Source organism: Paenibacillus sp. RU5M, assembly GCF_900221055.1.
In the GTDB taxonomy this organism is placed as follows: Bacteria; Bacillota; Bacilli; order Paenibacillales; family Paenibacillaceae; genus Paenibacillus; species Paenibacillus marchantiae.
Genome location: NZ_OBQM01000002.1, coordinates 677,281 through 694,784, shown reverse-complemented (window position 1 = coordinate 694,784; position 17,504 = coordinate 677,281). Strand labels below are relative to the sequence as shown.

Annotated in this window: 17 protein-coding genes; all 17 read left to right on the top strand. The window is 44.7% G+C overall.

The window, feature by feature from the left end:
• The first annotated feature begins 66 nt into the window (after positions 1-66).
• The 17 genes from topA (at position 67) to flgG (ending at position 17,477) form a co-directional block, all read left to right on the top strand.
• Positions 67-2,157: a type I DNA topoisomerase gene (gene topA / locus CRO25_RS08935; protein WP_064639074.1), complete on the top strand. Its 2,091-nt coding sequence runs from the start codon at positions 67-69 to the stop codon at positions 2,155-2,157.
• Between the two features lie 29 nt (positions 2,158-2,186).
• Positions 2,187-3,524, top strand: coding sequence for an FADH(2)-oxidizing methylenetetrahydrofolate--tRNA-(uracil(54)-C(5))-methyltransferase TrmFO (trmFO, locus tag CRO25_RS08930; protein WP_079694692.1), 1,338 nt, complete (start codon positions 2,187-2,189; stop codon positions 3,522-3,524).
• A 26-nt stretch (positions 3,525-3,550) separates the two neighbouring features.
• Positions 3,551-4,093, top strand: a complete 543-nt coding sequence (gene hslV / locus CRO25_RS08925) for an ATP-dependent protease subunit HslV (protein ID WP_024630205.1) — start codon at positions 3,551-3,553, stop codon at positions 4,091-4,093.
• 137 nt (positions 4,094-4,230) lie between these two features.
• Positions 4,231-5,631 (top strand): ATP-dependent protease ATPase subunit HslU, encoded by a 1,401-nt coding sequence (gene hslU, locus CRO25_RS08920; protein WP_063566415.1) that lies wholly within the window; start codon positions 4,231-4,233, stop codon positions 5,629-5,631.
• Positions 5,632-6,620: 989 nt separating this feature from the next.
• Complete coding sequence (gene flgB / locus CRO25_RS08915; protein ID WP_053783790.1) at positions 6,621-7,028, top strand: flagellar basal body rod protein FlgB; 408 nt, start codon at positions 6,621-6,623, stop codon at positions 7,026-7,028.
• A 5-nt stretch (positions 7,029-7,033) separates the two neighbouring features.
• Positions 7,034-7,486 (top strand): flagellar basal body rod protein FlgC, encoded by a 453-nt coding sequence (gene flgC / locus CRO25_RS08910; RefSeq protein WP_072732395.1) that lies wholly within the window; start codon positions 7,034-7,036, stop codon positions 7,484-7,486.
• Positions 7,487-7,550: 64 nt separating this feature from the next.
• Positions 7,551-7,862, top strand: a complete 312-nt coding sequence (fliE, locus tag CRO25_RS08905; protein WP_079694691.1) for a flagellar hook-basal body complex protein FliE — start codon at positions 7,551-7,553, stop codon at positions 7,860-7,862.
• Positions 7,863-7,999: 137 nt separating this feature from the next.
• Positions 8,000-9,583: a flagellar basal-body MS-ring/collar protein FliF gene (fliF, locus tag CRO25_RS08900; RefSeq protein WP_064639070.1), complete on the top strand. Its 1,584-nt coding sequence runs from the start codon at positions 8,000-8,002 to the stop codon at positions 9,581-9,583.
• Positions 9,584-9,585: 2 nt separating this feature from the next.
• On the top strand, positions 9,586-10,611 hold the full coding sequence (gene fliG, locus CRO25_RS08895; protein WP_373560307.1) for a flagellar motor switch protein FliG: 1,026 nt from the start codon (positions 9,586-9,588) through the stop codon (positions 10,609-10,611).
• Positions 10,604-11,464 carry a FliH/SctL family protein gene (locus CRO25_RS08890; RefSeq protein WP_064639069.1) on the top strand — a complete coding sequence of 287 codons (861 nt, stop codon included), beginning with the start codon at positions 10,604-10,606 and terminating at the stop codon, positions 11,462-11,464. The genes fliG and CRO25_RS08890 overlap by 8 nt, the downstream gene beginning before the upstream one ends.
• The gene (gene fliI, locus CRO25_RS08885) at positions 11,451-12,770 is read left to right on the top strand and encodes a flagellar protein export ATPase FliI (RefSeq protein WP_072732397.1); all 1,320 of its coding nucleotides are present in this window, start codon (positions 11,451-11,453) and stop codon (positions 12,768-12,770) included. Before CRO25_RS08890 ends, fliI begins: the two co-directional genes overlap by 14 nt.
• A gap of 11 nt (positions 12,771-12,781) precedes the next feature.
• Positions 12,782-13,234, top strand: a complete 453-nt coding sequence (gene fliJ / locus CRO25_RS08880) for a flagellar export protein FliJ (RefSeq protein WP_072732398.1) — start codon at positions 12,782-12,784, stop codon at positions 13,232-13,234.
• Between the two features lie 42 nt (positions 13,235-13,276).
• The gene (locus tag CRO25_RS08875; RefSeq protein ID WP_079694690.1) at positions 13,277-14,212 is read left to right on the top strand and encodes a MotE family protein; all 936 of its coding nucleotides are present in this window, start codon (positions 13,277-13,279) and stop codon (positions 14,210-14,212) included.
• 43 nt (positions 14,213-14,255) lie between these two features.
• Positions 14,256-15,635 carry a flagellar hook-length control protein FliK gene (locus tag CRO25_RS08870; RefSeq protein ID WP_079694689.1) on the top strand — a complete coding sequence of 460 codons (1,380 nt, stop codon included), beginning with the start codon at positions 14,256-14,258 and terminating at the stop codon, positions 15,633-15,635.
• Between the two features lie 19 nt (positions 15,636-15,654).
• Positions 15,655-16,200, top strand: coding sequence for a flagellar hook capping FlgD N-terminal domain-containing protein (locus tag CRO25_RS08865; protein ID WP_079694688.1), 546 nt, complete (start codon positions 15,655-15,657; stop codon positions 16,198-16,200).
• A complete protein-coding gene (locus tag CRO25_RS08860; protein WP_063566405.1) occupies positions 16,197-16,580 on the top strand; it encodes a TIGR02530 family flagellar biosynthesis protein in 384 nt (127 codons plus the stop codon). Before CRO25_RS08865 ends, CRO25_RS08860 begins: the two co-directional genes overlap by 4 nt.
• A gap of 81 nt (positions 16,581-16,661) precedes the next feature.
• Positions 16,662-17,477, top strand: a complete 816-nt coding sequence (gene flgG / locus CRO25_RS08855) for a flagellar basal body rod protein FlgG (protein ID WP_072732401.1) — start codon at positions 16,662-16,664, stop codon at positions 17,475-17,477.
• Positions 17,478-17,504: the final 27 nt, after the last annotated feature.

The following is a 17,504-nucleotide window of genomic DNA, read 5'->3' as shown; positions in this document are numbered from 1 at the left end:
TGCTGCTAATGAAGTATGAATCATAAAAACAAGCAGCAGTTTCATGACTGAGAGGAGGATGGACCTATGGCGGATGCACTCGTAATCGTGGAGTCGCCCTCAAAGGCGAAGACGATCGGCAAATATTTAGGCAGCAAGTTCATCGTCAAAGCTTCGATGGGGCATGTACGCGATTTGCCAAAGAGTCAGATCGGCGTTGAGGTAGAGAATGATTTTAATCCGAAATATATTACGATCCGCGGTAAAGGTTCAATTTTAAAAGAACTGAAGGATGCACGAAAGAAAGTGAAAAAAGTGTATCTCGCAGCTGACCCGGATCGCGAAGGTGAGGCTATTGCTTGGCATTTGGCCCATGCACTTGAACTGGATGAAACTGCGGATTGCCGAGTAGTATTTAATGAAATTACGAAACAGGCTGTCAAAGATGCGTTCAAAACGCCGCGTAAGATCAATATGGATCTGGTTAACGCGCAGCAGGCCAGACGTATTCTGGATCGGCTTGTAGGATATAAAATTAGTCCGTTATTATGGAAGAAAGTCAAAAAAGGATTGTCCGCTGGCCGCGTTCAGTCCGTGGCCGTCAAAATCATTTTGGATCGTGAAAATGAAATCAATGATTTTGAACCGGAAGAGTACTGGAGCATTACTGCCAAACTGACTGCGGACGGAAATCCGTTTGAAGCCAAGTTCCATCAGTTGAACGGTACCAAAACCGAACTTGGTAGTGAGGCAGAAGTGCAGGCCATTTTAAAACAGATCGAGGGCGCTTCTTTTACAGTCAAAGAAGTTAAAGAGAAGGAACGCAGCCGTAACCCTTCTGCTCCGTTTACAACGAGTTCCTTGCAGCAGGAAGCCGCACGTAAATTGAATTTTAGAGCTTCCAAAACGATGTCTGTCGCCCAACAGCTGTATGAAGGCGTAGACCTCGGAAAAGAAGGCACAGTCGGTCTCATTACGTATATGCGTACGGACTCTACCCGAATTGCAGCATCGGCTCAGGAAGAAGCCAAGGAATACATTATTGGCAAGTACGGTGAGCCATTTGCACCAGAGACGCCTAGAAACTATTCCAAAAAAGCAGCCAATGCTCAAGACGCGCATGAAGCGATTCGTCCAACGTCGATTTTGCGTGATCCGGATTCCATTAAATCGTTTATGAGTCGTGATCAATTCCGGTTGTACAAATTGGTTTGGGAACGTTTTATAGCGAGCCAGATGTCATCTGCCGTTCTGGATACACTCTCCGTGGACATTGCTGCAGGAGATACGATTTTCCGGGCAGCGGGTTCGAAAGTTCGTTTCCAGGGATTCATGAAGGTGTATGTAGAAGGTAACGATGACGGTACAACGGAAGAAGATCGTCTGCTGCCTCCGCTGAAAAATGGAGATGTGCTGGAGAATCGGGAGATCGAGCCGAAACAGCACTTTACACAGCCGCCACCACGTTATACGGAAGCAAGGTTGGTTAAAACACTTGAGGAGCTGGGCATAGGGCGTCCGAGTACATATGCGCCAACGCTGGAGACCATTCAGAAGCGCGGATATGTTGCTATTGAAGAGAAGAAATTCATGCCAACGGAACTGGGCGAACTGGTCATCGAACAGATGGAGGAGTTCTTCCCGGAGATCCTGAATGTGGAGTTTACCGCCAACATGGAAGGTGATCTTGACCATGTGGAAGAAGGGTCGGAGGATTGGGTCAAAGTACTCGCAGAATTCTACGAATCTTTTGAGAAACGGCTTGAGTTTGCAGAAGAAGAAATGAAAGAAATCGAGATTGAAGATGAAGTATCGGATGAAATATGTGAGAAGTGCGGCAAACCGCTCGTTTATAAGCTGGGTCGTTTCGGCAAGTTTCTCGCATGTTCCGGATTTCCGGATTGCCGGAATACCAAACCAATCATCAAGGATATCGGTGTAACCTGTCCGAAGTGTAAGGAAGGGCATGTTGTTGAACGCCGCAGTAAAAAGGGACGTATTTTTTATGGTTGCGACAAATATCCTGAATGTGATTTTGTATCATGGGATAGACCGTCAGCGAAACCATGTCCAAGTTGTGGATCACTAATGATTGAGAAACGGAACAAACAGGGAACACGATTACAGTGTACTTCATGTGATCATCAAGAGCCGGTAGAGGAACCTGAAGAAGATTGAGCGGATTAGCATAATGGGGGTAAATGATTTTGACGAATGAAAAACAAGTAACCGTTATCGGTGCCGGGTTGGCAGGAACAGAAGCAGCTTGGCAGATCGCAAGTCGCGGTGTGCGCGTAAAACTATACGAGATGAGACCGGTTGTGAAAACACCGGCTCACCATACAGATAAATTTGCAGAACTGGTATGCAGCAACTCGCTTCGTGCGAATGGGTTGACTAACGCAGTTGGTGTATTGAAGGAAGAAATGAGAATGCTTAATTCTCTGGTATTGGGTGCAGCAGACCGTCATGCTGTTCCAGCAGGTGGAGCACTTGCTGTGGACCGGGACGGATTCTCAGGCGAGATCACATCTACACTTCATCAGCATCCACTCATCGAAGTAGTTAATGAAGAGCTGACTTCTTTGCCGGAAGACGGAATCGTTGTTGTTGCAACGGGGCCTTTGACTTCACCAGCATTGTCAGAGCAAATCAAGGCTCTTATGGGTGAAGAATACTTCTACTTCTATGATGCGGCTGCGCCAATTATCGAAAAAGATTCCATTGATATGAATAAAGTTTATCTGGCTTCACGTTATGATAAAGGCGAAGCAGCGTACTTGAACTGTCCGATGACAGAAGAGGAATTCGATGTATTCTATGAAGCGTTAATCACAGCGGAAGTTGCTCAACTGAAAGAGTTTGAGAAAGAAATTTACTTCGAAGGCTGTATGCCAATTGAAGTCATGATGAAACGTGGTAAACAAACGGCTTTGTTTGGTCCGATGAAACCTGTAGGACTCGTCAATCCGCATACTGGAGAACTGCCTCATGCTGTTGTTCAGCTTAGACAGGACAATGCAGCAGGAACGCTGTACAATCTGGTCGGATTCCAGACGCATCTGAAGTGGGGAGAACAAAAGCGTGTCTTTTCTTTGATCCCTGGACTTGAAAATGCGGAATTCGTCCGTTATGGCGTTATGCATCGTAATACATTTATCAATTCTCCCAAACTGCTTCGTCCAACGTATCAGTTCAAAGAGCGTCCGAACCTGTTCTTTGCAGGTCAAATGACGGGAGTAGAAGGTTATGTAGAATCTGCGGCATCCGGTTTGATCGCGGGTATGAATGCAGCCAAAGCAGCGCTTGGACAGGAACTGGTGGTATTGCCGGTGGAGACCACGCTGGGCAGTATGGCACAATATATTACAACAGCTGATTTCAAACACTTCCAGCCAATGAACGCAAACTTCGGATTGCTGCCGAAGCTGGAAACTAAAATACGCAACAAAAAGGAAAAGAATGAAGCACTTGCGCAGCGTGCACTGGACGGCATTGCCCGTTTTGCAGCAGCAGAAGGTCTAACCGTTCCGGAACGCGTGTAAATTAATCGTGGGAGGAGGCTGATATCATGGATATGTCATTTCATGCTACAACGATCTGTGCAGTTCGTCATAATGGCAAAGCAGCCATTGCCGGTGATGGTCAGGTGACCATGGGGCAAAGTGTTGTGATGAAAAATACAGCCAAAAAGGTTAGACGTTTGTATCGTGGACAGGTTGTCGCCGGTTTTGCCGGTTCCGTGGCGGATGCCATTACCTTGTTTGAGAAATTCGAAGGCAAGCTGGAGGAACATCATGGTAATCTGCAGCGTGCAGCGGTAGAACTTGCCAAGGATTGGCGCCAGGATCGGATTTTGCGCAAACTGGAAGCACTCCTTATTGTTATGGATAAGACAGGTATGCTGCTGATTTCTGGTGGTGGCGAAATAATCGAGCCGGATGATGATGTTATCGCTATTGGCTCGGGAGGAAACTTCGCGTTATCTGCTGCACGTGCGTTAAAACGTCATGCAGTGGATCTGGAAGCAAAAGACATTGCTCGTGAATCACTCCAGATTGCTTCAGAGTTATGCGTATATACCAACAATAATATAATTGTTGAAGAGTTGTAAGAAAACCAATCTCCCGTTATGGGGCATGATGATTAAATCGGCTCCAGTTACTTCGTGGAGATTCTTTGTTCTTGTAGGTAAGTTTATAACGTTCTATCTCATAAACAAGGTTCACATACTGGTAGGAGGGAAGCTATATGGATACTCAAGCGTTAACGCCAAGACAAATCGTTGCAGAGCTTGATAAGTACATTGTAGGTCAAAAACAGGCTAAAAAATCGGTAGCGGTCGCCCTTCGCAATCGTTATCGCCGTAGCCTTTTGCCCGAAAATACCCAAGATGATATTGTACCTAAAAATATTCTGATGATTGGACCTACTGGTGTTGGTAAAACAGAGATTGCACGCCGACTGGCTAAGTTGGTAGGAGCTCCATTCGTAAAGGTGGAAGCTACGAAGTTCACGGAAGTGGGCTATGTTGGCCGTGATGTGGAATCTATGATTCGTGATCTGATTGAAACATCGCTGCGGATGGTCAAGCTGGAACGCACAGAAAAGGTTAAGGACAAAGCGGAAGAGGCTGCCAATGAGCGGATCGTACATATTTTGGCCCCTTCACAATCCAAATCCAAAAATCAGCGGAATCCGTTCGAAATGATTTTTGGCAATAATGGCAACAACACGCCAGAAACCGATGAGCAGGAACCGGATACGGGAGTAGCTGAACGGCGACGTAAAATCAAATTTGATTTGTTATCTGGCAAGCTGGAAGATGACGTTATCGAGATTGATGTGGAAGATACCACGCCAAACATGATGGACATGTTCGCTGGTCAAGGAAATGATCAGATGGGGATGAACATGCAGGAGATGTTTGGTAGTTTATTGCCACGTCGTACCAAAAAACGTAAACTGGCGATTAAGGAAGCTCGTAAAGTATTGATTCAGGAAGAAGCGGGCAAGTTGATTGATATGGATGATGTTACTCAGGAGTCCATTCGCCGGGCGGAACAGACAGGTATCATATTCATTGACGAAATTGATAAAGTTGCCAGTCAGGGACGCGGTAGCGGCCCTGATGTATCCCGTGAAGGTGTACAGCGTGACATTCTGCCAATCGTGGAAGGATCTACGGTAATGACGAAGTATGGCCCTGTCAAAACGGATTATATCCTGTTTATGGCAGCTGGTGCTTTTCACGTAGCCAAACCCTCGGATCTTATTCCAGAGCTCCAGGGGCGTTTCCCGATCCGGGTGGAACTGAACAGCCTGACGCTTGATGAATTTGTATCAATCCTTACGGAACCTAAAAATGCTTTAACCAAGCAGTATGTGGATTTGCTGCGTACAGAGAATATTGAGATTGAATTCTCGGATGATGCCATTCGTGAGATTGCCAAGCTGGCTGAGAACGTGAATCAGAACACGGAAAATATCGGTGCACGGCGTTTGCATACTATTCTGGAGAAACTTCTTGAGGATCTGTCTTTTGAAGCGCCAGAACTTACGCTGGAGCGTATGGTAATCACTCCGGAATATGTACGTGAGAAATTGAATGACATTGCACTTGATCGTGATTTAAGTCAATATATCTTGTAACACAGGTGTAGAGCTCTGTTCATGGTGTGATTGTAGGTTGGATGACGGTATACAATGGATGAATAAAGATCAAACAACTACACGGAAATAGGATATTTGGTCCTGGTTCTGACTGTAGAAGACTTTATTCGATCCAGATGTATGCCGTTTATTTTTGTTTTAGCCTAATATAATGCCGTATTGCAACCGATAAAAGAGATGGAGTTGTATAAGATGAAAGATAATCTAGGACTTGTGCCGCAGAGATAATGTAATTAAACCCTAAAGACGTGCTGACAACTCATATTTGATAATTCTATAAATTCCAATAAAAGGATTTTGTTTTTCCAAGTCTGGTTATCGGTTTAATCAGAAGCTTGAGAAAGATTTGCATAAATACGCAAAAAGTGAATGAGATGGTATTACGGATGTGACAAAATATTCTTGTGAAATTTAAATAAGCTTGCTCTGTTTAAATGTTAAAAAAGTGTTTTAGATATTAAGCTGAAACAATTAAATCGAAATGGATATTTTGTCAATTAGCATTTTCATAGAATAGAAAAGTTTCCAAGGAAAATTATAAGAAAGCTTATTATATCGGTAAATATTTCTAACAGGAAATCGTTTGAAGCTTTTCGTTGGATTCCTTGTTTGTATTATTATGATGTACTGAATCGTATAGAAGCATAGTATAAATTTTAAGAATGTTTAAGAGCTCATATTGAGCACTTAAGCTTATTTTTGTTTTGGGCCCCAACATTTACGAAAAAATTCATAATTTGCAGAAAATACACAAAAAGCTCTGTCTTTCAGAAAAGATAGGGCTTTTTTCTTATTGTAATATATCCCAATCTCGAAGAAACTTATGTTATACGACAACATCAGAGTTAATTCTACTTAAGTCCTAGAAAACCGTGTAAAAGCGAATATTTTTTGTCGAAAAAACATAAGCATCCTGACGGAAAAAGATTGAATCTATTTCCATAATTTCTAAAGAGAGGAGGGCGATTATGAATCTTTTGAATGATATTAGTTTTCAAAGGTTACAAGGTGCACTCGATGCCTCCAACATTAGACAACGAACGATTGCTGACAATATTGCGAATGCGGACACCCCGTATTTCAAGCGTTCGGACGTTGCTTTTGAAGAAATGCTGCAGGAACAAATGAATGGAGACATGCCTGTTCTTAAAGGAAAAGTAACGGATTCAAGGCATTTTGTCATAGGTCCTTCCTCTTCCATACCTACACCAGTAGTTAATATGGACCAGTCAACATCCATGAATAACAACCAGAACAACGTCGATGTAGACAAAGAAATGAGTCTTCTGGCGGAGAACCAGCTGCGTTACAACGCTTATATTCAGCAAGTGAATGAACAGATCAAAATGATGCGTGTTGGAGTCGAAGGGAGATAACTTAGGTGAACATCAGTAACAGTTTCAGTATTAGTGCATCGGCTCTAACGGCTCAGCGTTTGCGGATGGACGTTATATCTTCCAACATTGCCAACGCGGAGACGACGCGCGCGAGTGTAACCAACGGCGAGGCAGTTCCTTACAAGCGCAAGATGGTTGTGCTTGAACCTAACAAAACTTCTTTCAACAGCTTGCTTCAAAATCAGATGAAAAGCGGGGGGTCTGGAGAGGGAGTTAGAGTGTCGGAGATTCGTGAAGATCAGTCCCCTCTGAAACCGGTCTACGACCCTACACATCCGGATGCCAACGCTGAGGGGTATGTGTATATGCCTAATGTGGATATCGCGAAAGAAATGGTGGACATGATTTCGGCTTCACGCTCATATGAAGCAAACGTCACAGCTTTGAACTCAACCAAAGCAATGATATCCAAAGCATTGGAGATTGGAAGAGCCTAGTTAACGGCTTAAAGGTGGAAATATCCATAAAACCAAAGAACAGAAATGAAAGGGAGGGACATTAATGATTCAGAACAACATTTTTAGCACACAGGGGATTCAACCGCTTCAGATGCAAAGTACGGCACAAAGTAAACCATCTACACCAGCCGAAACCATTCAGAGCTTCGGTACATACCTACAGGATGCGCTAGGGTCTGTAGCTGCACAGGAGACCCAAGCACATGAAATGTCAAACCAATTCCTGGTTGGAAAAGTGAACGTTGATCAGGTGATGATCGCTTCTGAACAGGCCCTGTTGAGTCTTCAACTTACGACTCAAGTCCGAAACAAAGTAGTCGAAGCATATCAGGAGATTATGCGTACGCAATTGTAAATTGACTTAAATGCGCTTCGACAACAGCGCTGATTACTACAACAAGCAGCTGCGATGCTGCTCCTGACCGTTAAACTTTAGAACCTATAGAGATTGCGGAGGGACAGACCAAGCAAAGTTTCGGATGGGGTGACAGAGTGAATGAGAGAATTGCCCAATACAGGGATAAGGCATCCCAGTATTGGAATAGTTTTAGCAAAAAGCAAAAAGTATTATTTATTTCCACATTCCTGTTTTTAATTTTGGCTGCAGTTGTACTAACCATGCAATTGTCAAAGACGGAATATGAAGTTGCTTTCACGGATTTGAATGCAAGTGACTCTGCAGGCGTCATTAGTTATCTTGATTCCTCCAGTATTCCATACAAATTAAGTGCAGACGGTAAGACCATATCTGTACCGAGCACGGATGTTGCTATTGCAAAAGTAAATATCGGATCACAAGGAATTATTCAGAATGGTTCATTAGGATATAAGTCTTTTGAGGAGTCATCATCTCCAATTGGGATGACGGATAAAGAGTTCGATGTGAAGTATAACAACGCATTGAACGGAGAAGTGGAGCAGTTGCTTCAACGGATGCAAGGCATACAGGATGCTAAAGTACTGGTCAATATGCCAAAAGATAATATCTTTGCTGGCCTAGAAGAGCAGGATAAAGCATCAGCATCAGTGGCCCTGCAGTTTAAACCGGGTTATCACCCCAATCAGGCTGCGGTAGATGGATATTTTAATTTGGTCAAAACAGCCATTCCCAATCTACCTATTGAAAACATAACGATTACGAACACGGATGAAGCGGAACTGATTCCTACGGCCCGAGGTGGTAGCGGGGGATTATCTTCTGAAGTCCAAGAAAACATGGCGTTACAGAAGAAATTCGAAAATGATGTTCGCAATAATGTGAAACAATTTCTTTCGCAGATTGTGGGTGACGAGAACGTCAATGTTCTGGTTGCTTCCAAGCTTAATTTTGACAAGGAAACGCGGAAAGAAAACCTGGTCACACCGGTCGATGTAGATAATATGAAAGGCATCGAGATTAGTGTGCAAGAGATTCAAAAGAGTTACACTGGGGCAAGCAATCCGACAGGCGGTGTTGCTGGCACAGGTCAAGAGGAAGTTCCGGGTTATCCATCATCGGATGCATCAGGCAACTCAACCTCGGAGGAAACATCCAGCACCAAAAACTACGATGTCAACCGAATTGTTAAAGATATCGTTTCTAGTCCATACACTGTAAAAGATTTAACCATTAACGTTGCGGTTGAACCACCGGCAGGACAAACAGAATTACAAGCTCCGGTTCAGGATGCAATTGAAAATATTTTGGTTAACATTGTTCGTGCATCATTGGCGGACTCAGGCACTGTAATAAGTGACGCAGACTTGGCCAAAAAAGTTTCGGTAATGTCTCAAGGTTTCCAGACTGCTGCGGCAACAAATACAGGCTTCAAGCTTTCCACCGGAATGATGTGGGGCATAGGAGCACTGGTGGCAGCATTGATTGCAACGGTTGTTATTTTGTTAGTGCGCCGTCGTCGCAAACAAAACGAAATAGAAGAAGAGGACATTCCTCTTCCAGTAGCAACAGAGTTTCCGTCCATTACGTTGGACAGTGTAACGAACGAAAGTCAAGTGCGCAAACAATTGGAGAGTTTGGCCAAGAAAAAGCCAGACGAATTCGTCAATCTGCTGCGTACGTGGCTGGCTGACGAATAGAGGTGAACGCATTGGCGAAGGCAAGCAGTCAAGGTCTGACTGGAAGACAAAAAGCAGCAATTTTGTTGATTACATTAGGTCCGGAAGTATCCGCTCAAATCTTCAAACATTTGCGGGACGAGGAAATCGAACAACTGACGTTGGAAATTGCCAATGTTCGCAAAGTGGATGCTTCTGAAAAAGATATGATTATGTCTGAGTTTCACCAGATCTGTTTGGCACAGGAATATATCTCTCAGGGCGGTATTACGTACGCGAGAGAAATTCTGGAGAAAGCACTCGGGTCGCAAAAAGCACTTGAAGTTATTAACCGTTTGACAGCTACGCTGCAGGTTAGACCCTTTGACTTTGCGCGTAAGGCGGATCCGAATCAAATATTGAACTTCATTCAGAACGAAAGCCCGCAAACGATTGCTCTGGTATTATCGTATCTGCAATTTGAGCAGGCAGCAGCAATCTTGTCCTCGTTACCACAAGAGAAGCAGGCCGATGTAGCACGCAGAGTTGCTGTTATGGACAGTACGTCTCCAGAAGTCATTTCTCAAGTGGAACGGGTGCTCGAGCAGAAATTATCTTCTACTGTTACGCAGGATTATACAAATGCGGGTGGTATCGAATCCATCGTTCAGATCTTGAACGGCGTCGACCGTGGTACGGAGCGTACTATTCTCGACTCGTTGGAAATTCAAGATCCGGAACTTGCAGAAGAAATCAAAAAACGCATGTTTGTATTCGAAGATATCGTCAATGTGGACGATCGTTCGATCCAGCGTATTATCCGGGATATCGACAACGCAGATTTGCAGTTGGCACTCAAAGTGGCGAGCGAAGAAGTACGGGATGCTATATTCCGAAATATGTCGAAACGGATGTCCGAGACATTCAAGGAAGAAATGGAATTCATGGGACCCGTTCGGTTGCGTGATGTTGAGGAAGCTCAGACCCGTATCGTAGGAACGATCCGTAGATTGGAAGAAGCTGGTGAGATCATTATCGCTCGCGGTGGAGGAGATGATATCATTGTCTAATTTGATTAAATCTTTCCAGTATGTACCGGTTGATGACCGCAAACGACTCGAAAATCATCATCATTATGGTGGACCGGAGTCTGATGCGGAGTTAGATGGTGAACGAGCTGAAGGTTCTGAAGCTGAGATGCTTCAGGCACGCGTGGACGAAGAAACACAACGTCTTACCGCGGAGATGCTGGAGGATGCCAAGGAGTTTGCAGAAAAGCAGGTACGTGATGCTTCGGAGGAAGCGGAGCGATTGCTTCAAGAAGCCCGTGAACAGATAGATAGCTGGTGGCAGGAGCAGCGTCAGCAGGATGAACATCTGACTGAAGCTCTTCGTTCACAAGGTTTCCAGCAGGGTTTTGAAGAAGGCAAAGTACAGGCTGAACTGGATCTCCAGGTGAAGATCGAAGAGATGATGAAGGAAGCACGCGGGGTGCTTGAAGAAGCTTACGTTGCCAAAGATCAGATTATTCAGGAAGCAGAGCCTTTCCTTGTGGATCTCGCCTGTGGTATCGCTGAGAAGGTGATTGACAAACAACTTTCGGTTGAACCAGAACACACGCTTGAACTAATTCGTCAGAGTTTGTCTCGCAAACGTGAACAGGGGATGATCACCTTATGTGTGGCACCTGATCAATTTGCTTTTGTGCAGGCTGCACGTGAAGAGTTGGCTATGGCAATTGACTCTCAGGCAGAATTGCAGATTTTGCCTGATGCTACGGTAAAAGATAAGGGATGTGTTATACGGTCGTCGTTTGGAAGCGTAGATGCCAGAATTGATACCCAGCTCGCTGAAATTAAAAAAGAACTGATCCGCATAGCACTTGAGGATGAGGGGCGAAAAAATCAACATGAAGATTCTTAGCTCACAGCGATACATGGAACATCTTAAGCAATTTGATCCCGTTCGCATTAACGGTAAGGTCACTCAGGTCATTGGTCTTATGGTTGAGTCGGAAGGTCCGGATGCCAGCATTGGTGATGTATGTTACATCTACCCTGGAAAATCTGCCAAGCCACTTCAGGCAGAGGTTGTCGGGTTTCGGGATAACAAAGTTTTGCTCATGCCACTTGGTGAACTTCAATCCATTGGTCCTGGGTGTGATGTGGTCGGAACGGGTAAACCACTTGGGGTACAGGTTGGATCAGAATTGCTTGGTAAAGTGTTAGATGGATTGGGACAACCTTTGGACGGTTCCTTGTTACCCTCCAGAATGCCGATGTACTCCACATCCAATAGGCCAGTGAATCCGATGGACCGACCACGGGTACTCGAAACGATGAGTGTAGGTGTGAGAGCCATTGACGGTCTGTTGACGGTTGGCAAAGGACAAAGGGTCGGTATTTTTGCCGGATCAGGTGTTGGTAAAAGTACGCTTATGGGTATGATCGCCCGCAATACAGCAGCAGACGTCAATGTAATTGCTTTGGTAGGCGAGCGGGGCCGTGAGGTTCGTGACTTTATTGAACGGGATCTGGGTCCGGAAGGACTGGAACGATCTGTCGTTATTGTCGCTACCTCTGATCAACCTGCTCTGATTCGAATCAAGGGCGCGGTCATCGCAACTACGATTGCGGAGTATTTCAGAGACAGAGGCATGAATGTCATGTTGATGATGGACTCCGTTACACGTTATGCCATGGCACAGAGGGAAGTGGGACTTGCCGTGGGAGAACCTCCTGCAATGAGAGGATACACTCCTTCTGTTTTTGCGAGTTTACCCAAGTTGCTTGAGCGAGCGGGGACTGGACCCACAGGTTCGATTACTGCTTTTTACACCGTCCTTGTCGACGGGGATGATATGAACGAACCGATTGCAGATGCGGTAAGAGGTATTTTGGATGGTCATATTGTACTGAATCGGTCCATCGCAAACAAAGGTCATTTCCCTGCCATTGATGTGCTTGCGAGCATTAGTCGGGTTATGAAGGATATTGCTCCTGAAGAGCAGCTGGAAGCCGTTAATAATATGAAGAGACTGATGGCTGTGTACAAGGAATCAGAGGATTTAATTAACATTGGGGCTTATCAAAGAGGTTCAAATGCTGCCATTGATGAATCGATAGACCAGATTGATAGCATCTGGAATTTTACAAGGCAGAAAGTCGATGAAAAAGTAACGCTGAGTGAAGTGCAGGAACGTTTGATTCTTGAATTTGCAAGGAGATGAATGGGTAAACGATGAAATTTCGATATCATTTCCAGAAGGTTGTTGACCTGAAAAGCAATGAAAAAACGCAAGCGGAGTGGATGTTATCCACAGCGATCGGGAAACTTCAGACTGAGGAAGAGCATCTTTTACAACTATTGAATGATAAAAAGGAATTGATTGATGTCATTCAATCTGCTACGGAAAGTACGGCTTCCGTATCCAGCTTGCAGGAGATGCAGCGGTATGTCCATCACCTTGACGAGTGCATTTCACGCAAAAGTAGTGATGTCAGACATGCTGAGGTCAATGTGCAACGGAATCAAACGTTTCTGAATGGCAAAATGATGGACGAAAAAGTATGGCTTGGGGCGAGAGACAAGGCCAAAATCAAATTTCAGCAGGAGATGCTCCTCCGGGAACAGAACGATCTGGACGAGATGGCTACTGTACGCTTCGCTGCCAAAGCCGGACGCGCGAATTGATGTGGCCGGACGCGAAGTTGTCTCGTGAAGGAGGAAAGAACAATGGCTGTTAAAGACACAGATATGGAAAAAGAGTCGAGCGGCGGTTGGGAAAAGTTTCTGATGATTTCAATCCCAATTGTGTTCACTGTGGTTTTGTTGGGTGTTTTGCTCACTCTATTTAATGTAGATATTCGCAACAACCTGCTTGGAGTAGCTAACAAAATTCCTATCGTAAAGGACTGGGTGCCTGATCCTGTGCTAGATCCGGAGAAAAAGAAACTGGAGAAGAGCGAGCAGCAGGTCGAGAGTGCAGAAGCGACAATAGATAAGCTGAAGGCACAAGTAAGCGAGAAAGAAACAGAGCTTAAAGCAGCGAAGGATGCCACGACCACAGAGGCGAAAAAAGCAAGTGATTTGCAAAAGAAATTGGATGATGCGGAAAAAGCTGCTGAAACCGCTGTGCAGAATCCAGAGACCGAGTCTGATTATCAGAAACAAATTAAAGATTTGGCTAAGATGTATGCGGACATGAGTCCTAGTAAGGCCGCACCGATTTTGCAAAATATGACGAACGAAGAGATGGTGCTGCTTCTGAGTGCGATGCAATCGGCTGCACGAACTAAGGTGCTGGAAAAGATGGACCCAAAAACAGCGGCTGATGTCACGATGATGATGAAGGATGCGAAACCATCCGGTGATCTGGCCCTGGACGCACTGCAATCCCGCTTAAAGAAAGAGACTGCAACTACATCTACGGCATCTACGACTAACTCCAAAAATTTGGATAAAAATCAGCTTAGTCAAACGTTTGCTTCCATGTCGGCCTCTAGCGGAGCCAAGCTGTTACTCGAAACTTATAAGCTGAGTCCGGACAAAACCTTGACCATTTTGAATTCTGTAGATGATGCTACACGGTCTCAATTGCTTGAAAATATGTCGACTGAAAATTCAGTTGAAACTGCAAAAATATTAAATAAATTAATGGGAAACAAGTAAGATTAGTAGCGTCTGTTTTATTAAGGAGAGGAGGTGAAAATAAATGTCGATTGTATATCAAATGACATCCACATCATCCGCCAAGACAACAGGGGCAGCTCAGACAGCTGGAACTGGTTCCAAAGGTGCAACTGCTGGTAGCGGTGATTTTCTACAAACTCTTGCCCAATCATTGAATGGTGGTGCAACGGGGGAGAACAGCTCGGCTGCAGCAGGGAGCTTAACAGCTAATCCGCTTATGTTTACCTTTGCAGCTAGTGAAGATGGAGAACAAACATCTATCACCGATATCTTGAGTTCGTTATTCGCAGATTTGGATTCGCTAGATGAAGCTTTGGAAAATGATCCGTCACTACTAGGGGATTTACAAAGTCTGATTCAGCAGATGTATGCTCAATTAGATGCTAATCCTGGTATTCAAGCCGAAGGTTCTGATGAGCCTACAAGTGAAGCGGGAAATCCAGCATCAGCAATTGATCTGGCGGAACATCCAGCAGCAGTGCGCTTTGTATTACAGGATGTGCTTACACAGTTAATTGCGGGCATGAATGAGCCGGATAGTACTGTTGTCAAAAACGCTCCCGAATTCAAGCACCTGCTTCAATCTCTTCAAAATCAGTTGCAAGATGCTGGCAGTGACACCAGTCTTAACAAAGGGTGGACTGAACTTAAATCCATTCTGGATACATTAGCGGTGACTAAGGACCAGGCTGTGCAAGTGGCTCCAACGCATCCCGTTCAAACATCCAAGCAAGACTCAGTGGTACCACAAGTTCTTGTTGCAGCCGCTTCAAATACTGGAACTAAAGTTTCAGTTGAAACGGATTCAACACCTACTGCAAATGAATTCGGAGAAGTGGACCATTCAAGTATCATTACGGCAGGAGAGTTGTCCTTACGTTCATCAGGAACATCAGCAGGTAAACCGGCTGAACCTGTCATGCAAGCATCCCAGTTTGCAAAAGAGATGACACAGTTTGTTGTGAATAAGTTGGATATTGTGCAACAAAAGGGATTTTCGGAAGCGACTATCTCACTACGTCCTGAACATTTGGGTAAGCTGGATGTGCAGATTACTTTGCAAAACGGACAACTGGTTGCACGTTTTATGACCGAGCATACGATGGCGAAAGACATGCTGGAACAGCAAATGGTTCAACTGCGTAGCTCGCTTCAAGCACAAGGTATTCAAGTGGAACGACTTGAGGTGACTCAGAACAGCTCACTTGGTTCACAAATGTACCAGGATGGTGGACGGCAGCCAGGAAGCAATTCTCAGCAGCAACGTCGCTCACGGGAACGTGAAGAACAGTCAGATGATGCTGTAACTACAGCAACTCTCCAGGAAGAATTGCGCAACTGGCGCAGTGAGCATGAGGAAGGAAACGACCTGCGGAGAGACACGTTTACAGCAGAAGCTTAAATAGAAATGAGGTGAAAATATGGCTAATGAAGCGATTTCTACCAATAATACCTGGCCTAACTATTCGGCAGCGAATAAAGCTACAACAAGCGCTGCAACAACAGAGCTGGGAAAGGATCAGTTTCTTAAAATATTGATCACTCAGCTACAAAATCAGGATCCGATGCAGCCAATGGAAGATAAGGAATTTATCGCTCAGATGGCTCAGTTCAGTTCGGTAGAACAACTGGTGAATATTTCGTCTCAGCTCAAGACTTTGAATCAGTCTCTTGGGACAGTGTCTGGCATGATTGGCCGCGAGATCAGTTGGCTTTCTTCTAATAAAGAGGATAACGGAACCCTCCGTAAAGGTATTGTGGATTCTATTATCGTACGAGATGGTGTTCAGTACGCAAAAGTGGGCAAAGACGAAATTAAGCTGGATGAAATTATTCAGGTAACCAATCCAACACAGGCTGAGGAAAATGAAAATCCTGTTCAGAACGTTGAAGATTCAGCTGAAACGAACGAAACCAATGAACAAGAACCATCAGCACAGCCTGAAGATAACGGAAACACGTTATGAGTGATCGGATAACCGTAGGCCAACTGTATACAGGTCCAATTACACCGAATTTGCATAATCGCTCCAAAGCAGGAGAAACGTCTAATGTACCTGAACGCCCTTTTGCACAGGTATTGGAAGACAACCTCCTGAAATTGAGTAATCATGCTGCCAAAAGGTTGGAACAGCGCGGTATTGAACTCAAGACTGAGCAGATGCAGCAGATTGGAACTGCACTGGATAAGGCTGCTGCCAAAGGAGCCAAGGAATCCTTGATTTTGATGAAAGATATGGCTTTTATCGTTAATGTCAAAAATCGTACTGTCGTTACAGCCATGGATAGTGAAAGCATGAAGGATAATGTATTCACCCAGATTGACAGTGCTGTAATCATTTCTTGACCGGCTGGCCCTTCTCGGGAGCCGGAATGCCGCTGACCGACTGACGCGGTAACCAAATTAAGGCTGGGAGGATTTTTAAAAATGTTGAAATCAATGTACTCAGGCGTTTCCGGGATGCGGGGTTTTCAAACGAAACTTGATGTTATCGGTAATAATATTGCGAACGTGAATACGGTTGGTTTTAAAGGTAGCCGTGTCATGTTCAAAGATATTATGAGCCAAACAACGGCGGGGGTAACAGCGCCTGGAGATGATAACGGTGGTGTAAATGCAAAGCAGATTGGTTTGGGTGTATCGGTAGGATCGATTGATACGCTGCATCTTGCGGGCAGCCCAATGACAACTAATAATCCAACTGACCTGCGTCTAAATGGTGATGGTTTCTTCCTCGTGACCCTAGGCGGGGAACAAGAAGTTCCTTTTTTGACCCGTGCAGGAGATTTCCATGTGGATGCTAACCGTAACCTCGTGACATCCGATGGTCTGTTCGTTGTTGATAGTGGTGGAGAACCTATCACTTTGGATGAAGCAGTAGTTTCTTTCACTATTGGTCAAGATGGAATTATCAACCAGACGATGGATGATGGAACAACTGAAGCTGGAGCACAACTGGGCATAGGGAAAGTAACAAATCCAGAAGGTCTAGAAAAAATCGGTGGTAACTTGTATCGTATTACTGCAAATGCCAATGCTGACGGGGAATTCGAAATTGTCACTGCCAATAGTACTGAATTTGGTACAGGCTCCGTTATTGCAGGACAACTTGAAATGTCCAACGTGGATCTAACAGGTGAATTCACAGAGATGATCGTGGCTCAACGTGGATTCCAGGCGAACTCACGTATTATTACAACGTCCGATGAAGTACTTCAGGAAGTTGTTAACCTGAAACGTTAATAACTGATTAGCAATTTTTAATGCGTG

What these genes read in the sequence shown, in the direction of transcription:
- topA (WP_064639074.1), top strand. Translation starts at nt 67, where the DNA reads ATGGCGGATGCACTCGTAATCGTGGAGTCGCCCTCAAAGGCGAAGACG.
- hslV (WP_024630205.1), top strand. Translation starts at nt 3,551, where the DNA reads ATGGATATGTCATTTCATGCTACAACGATCTGTGCAGTTCGTCATAAT.
- hslU (WP_063566415.1), top strand. Translation starts at nt 4,231, where the DNA reads ATGGATACTCAAGCGTTAACGCCAAGACAAATCGTTGCAGAGCTTGAT.
- flgB (WP_053783790.1), top strand. Translation starts at nt 6,621, where the DNA reads ATGAATCTTTTGAATGATATTAGTTTTCAAAGGTTACAAGGTGCACTC.
- fliE (WP_079694691.1), top strand. Translation starts at nt 7,551, where the DNA reads ATGATTCAGAACAACATTTTTAGCACACAGGGGATTCAACCGCTTCAG.
- fliI (WP_072732397.1), top strand. Translation starts at nt 11,451, where the DNA reads ATGAAGATTCTTAGCTCACAGCGATACATGGAACATCTTAAGCAATTT.
- fliJ (WP_072732398.1), top strand. Translation starts at nt 12,782, where the DNA reads ATGAAATTTCGATATCATTTCCAGAAGGTTGTTGACCTGAAAAGCAAT.
- CRO25_RS08875 (WP_079694690.1), top strand. Translation starts at nt 13,277, where the DNA reads ATGGCTGTTAAAGACACAGATATGGAAAAAGAGTCGAGCGGCGGTTGG.
- CRO25_RS08870 (WP_079694689.1), top strand. Translation starts at nt 14,256, where the DNA reads ATGTCGATTGTATATCAAATGACATCCACATCATCCGCCAAGACAACA.
- CRO25_RS08865 (WP_079694688.1), top strand. Translation starts at nt 15,655, where the DNA reads ATGGCTAATGAAGCGATTTCTACCAATAATACCTGGCCTAACTATTCG.
- CRO25_RS08860 (WP_063566405.1), top strand. Translation starts at nt 16,197, where the DNA reads ATGAGTGATCGGATAACCGTAGGCCAACTGTATACAGGTCCAATTACA.
- flgG (WP_072732401.1), top strand. Translation starts at nt 16,662, where the DNA reads ATGTTGAAATCAATGTACTCAGGCGTTTCCGGGATGCGGGGTTTTCAA.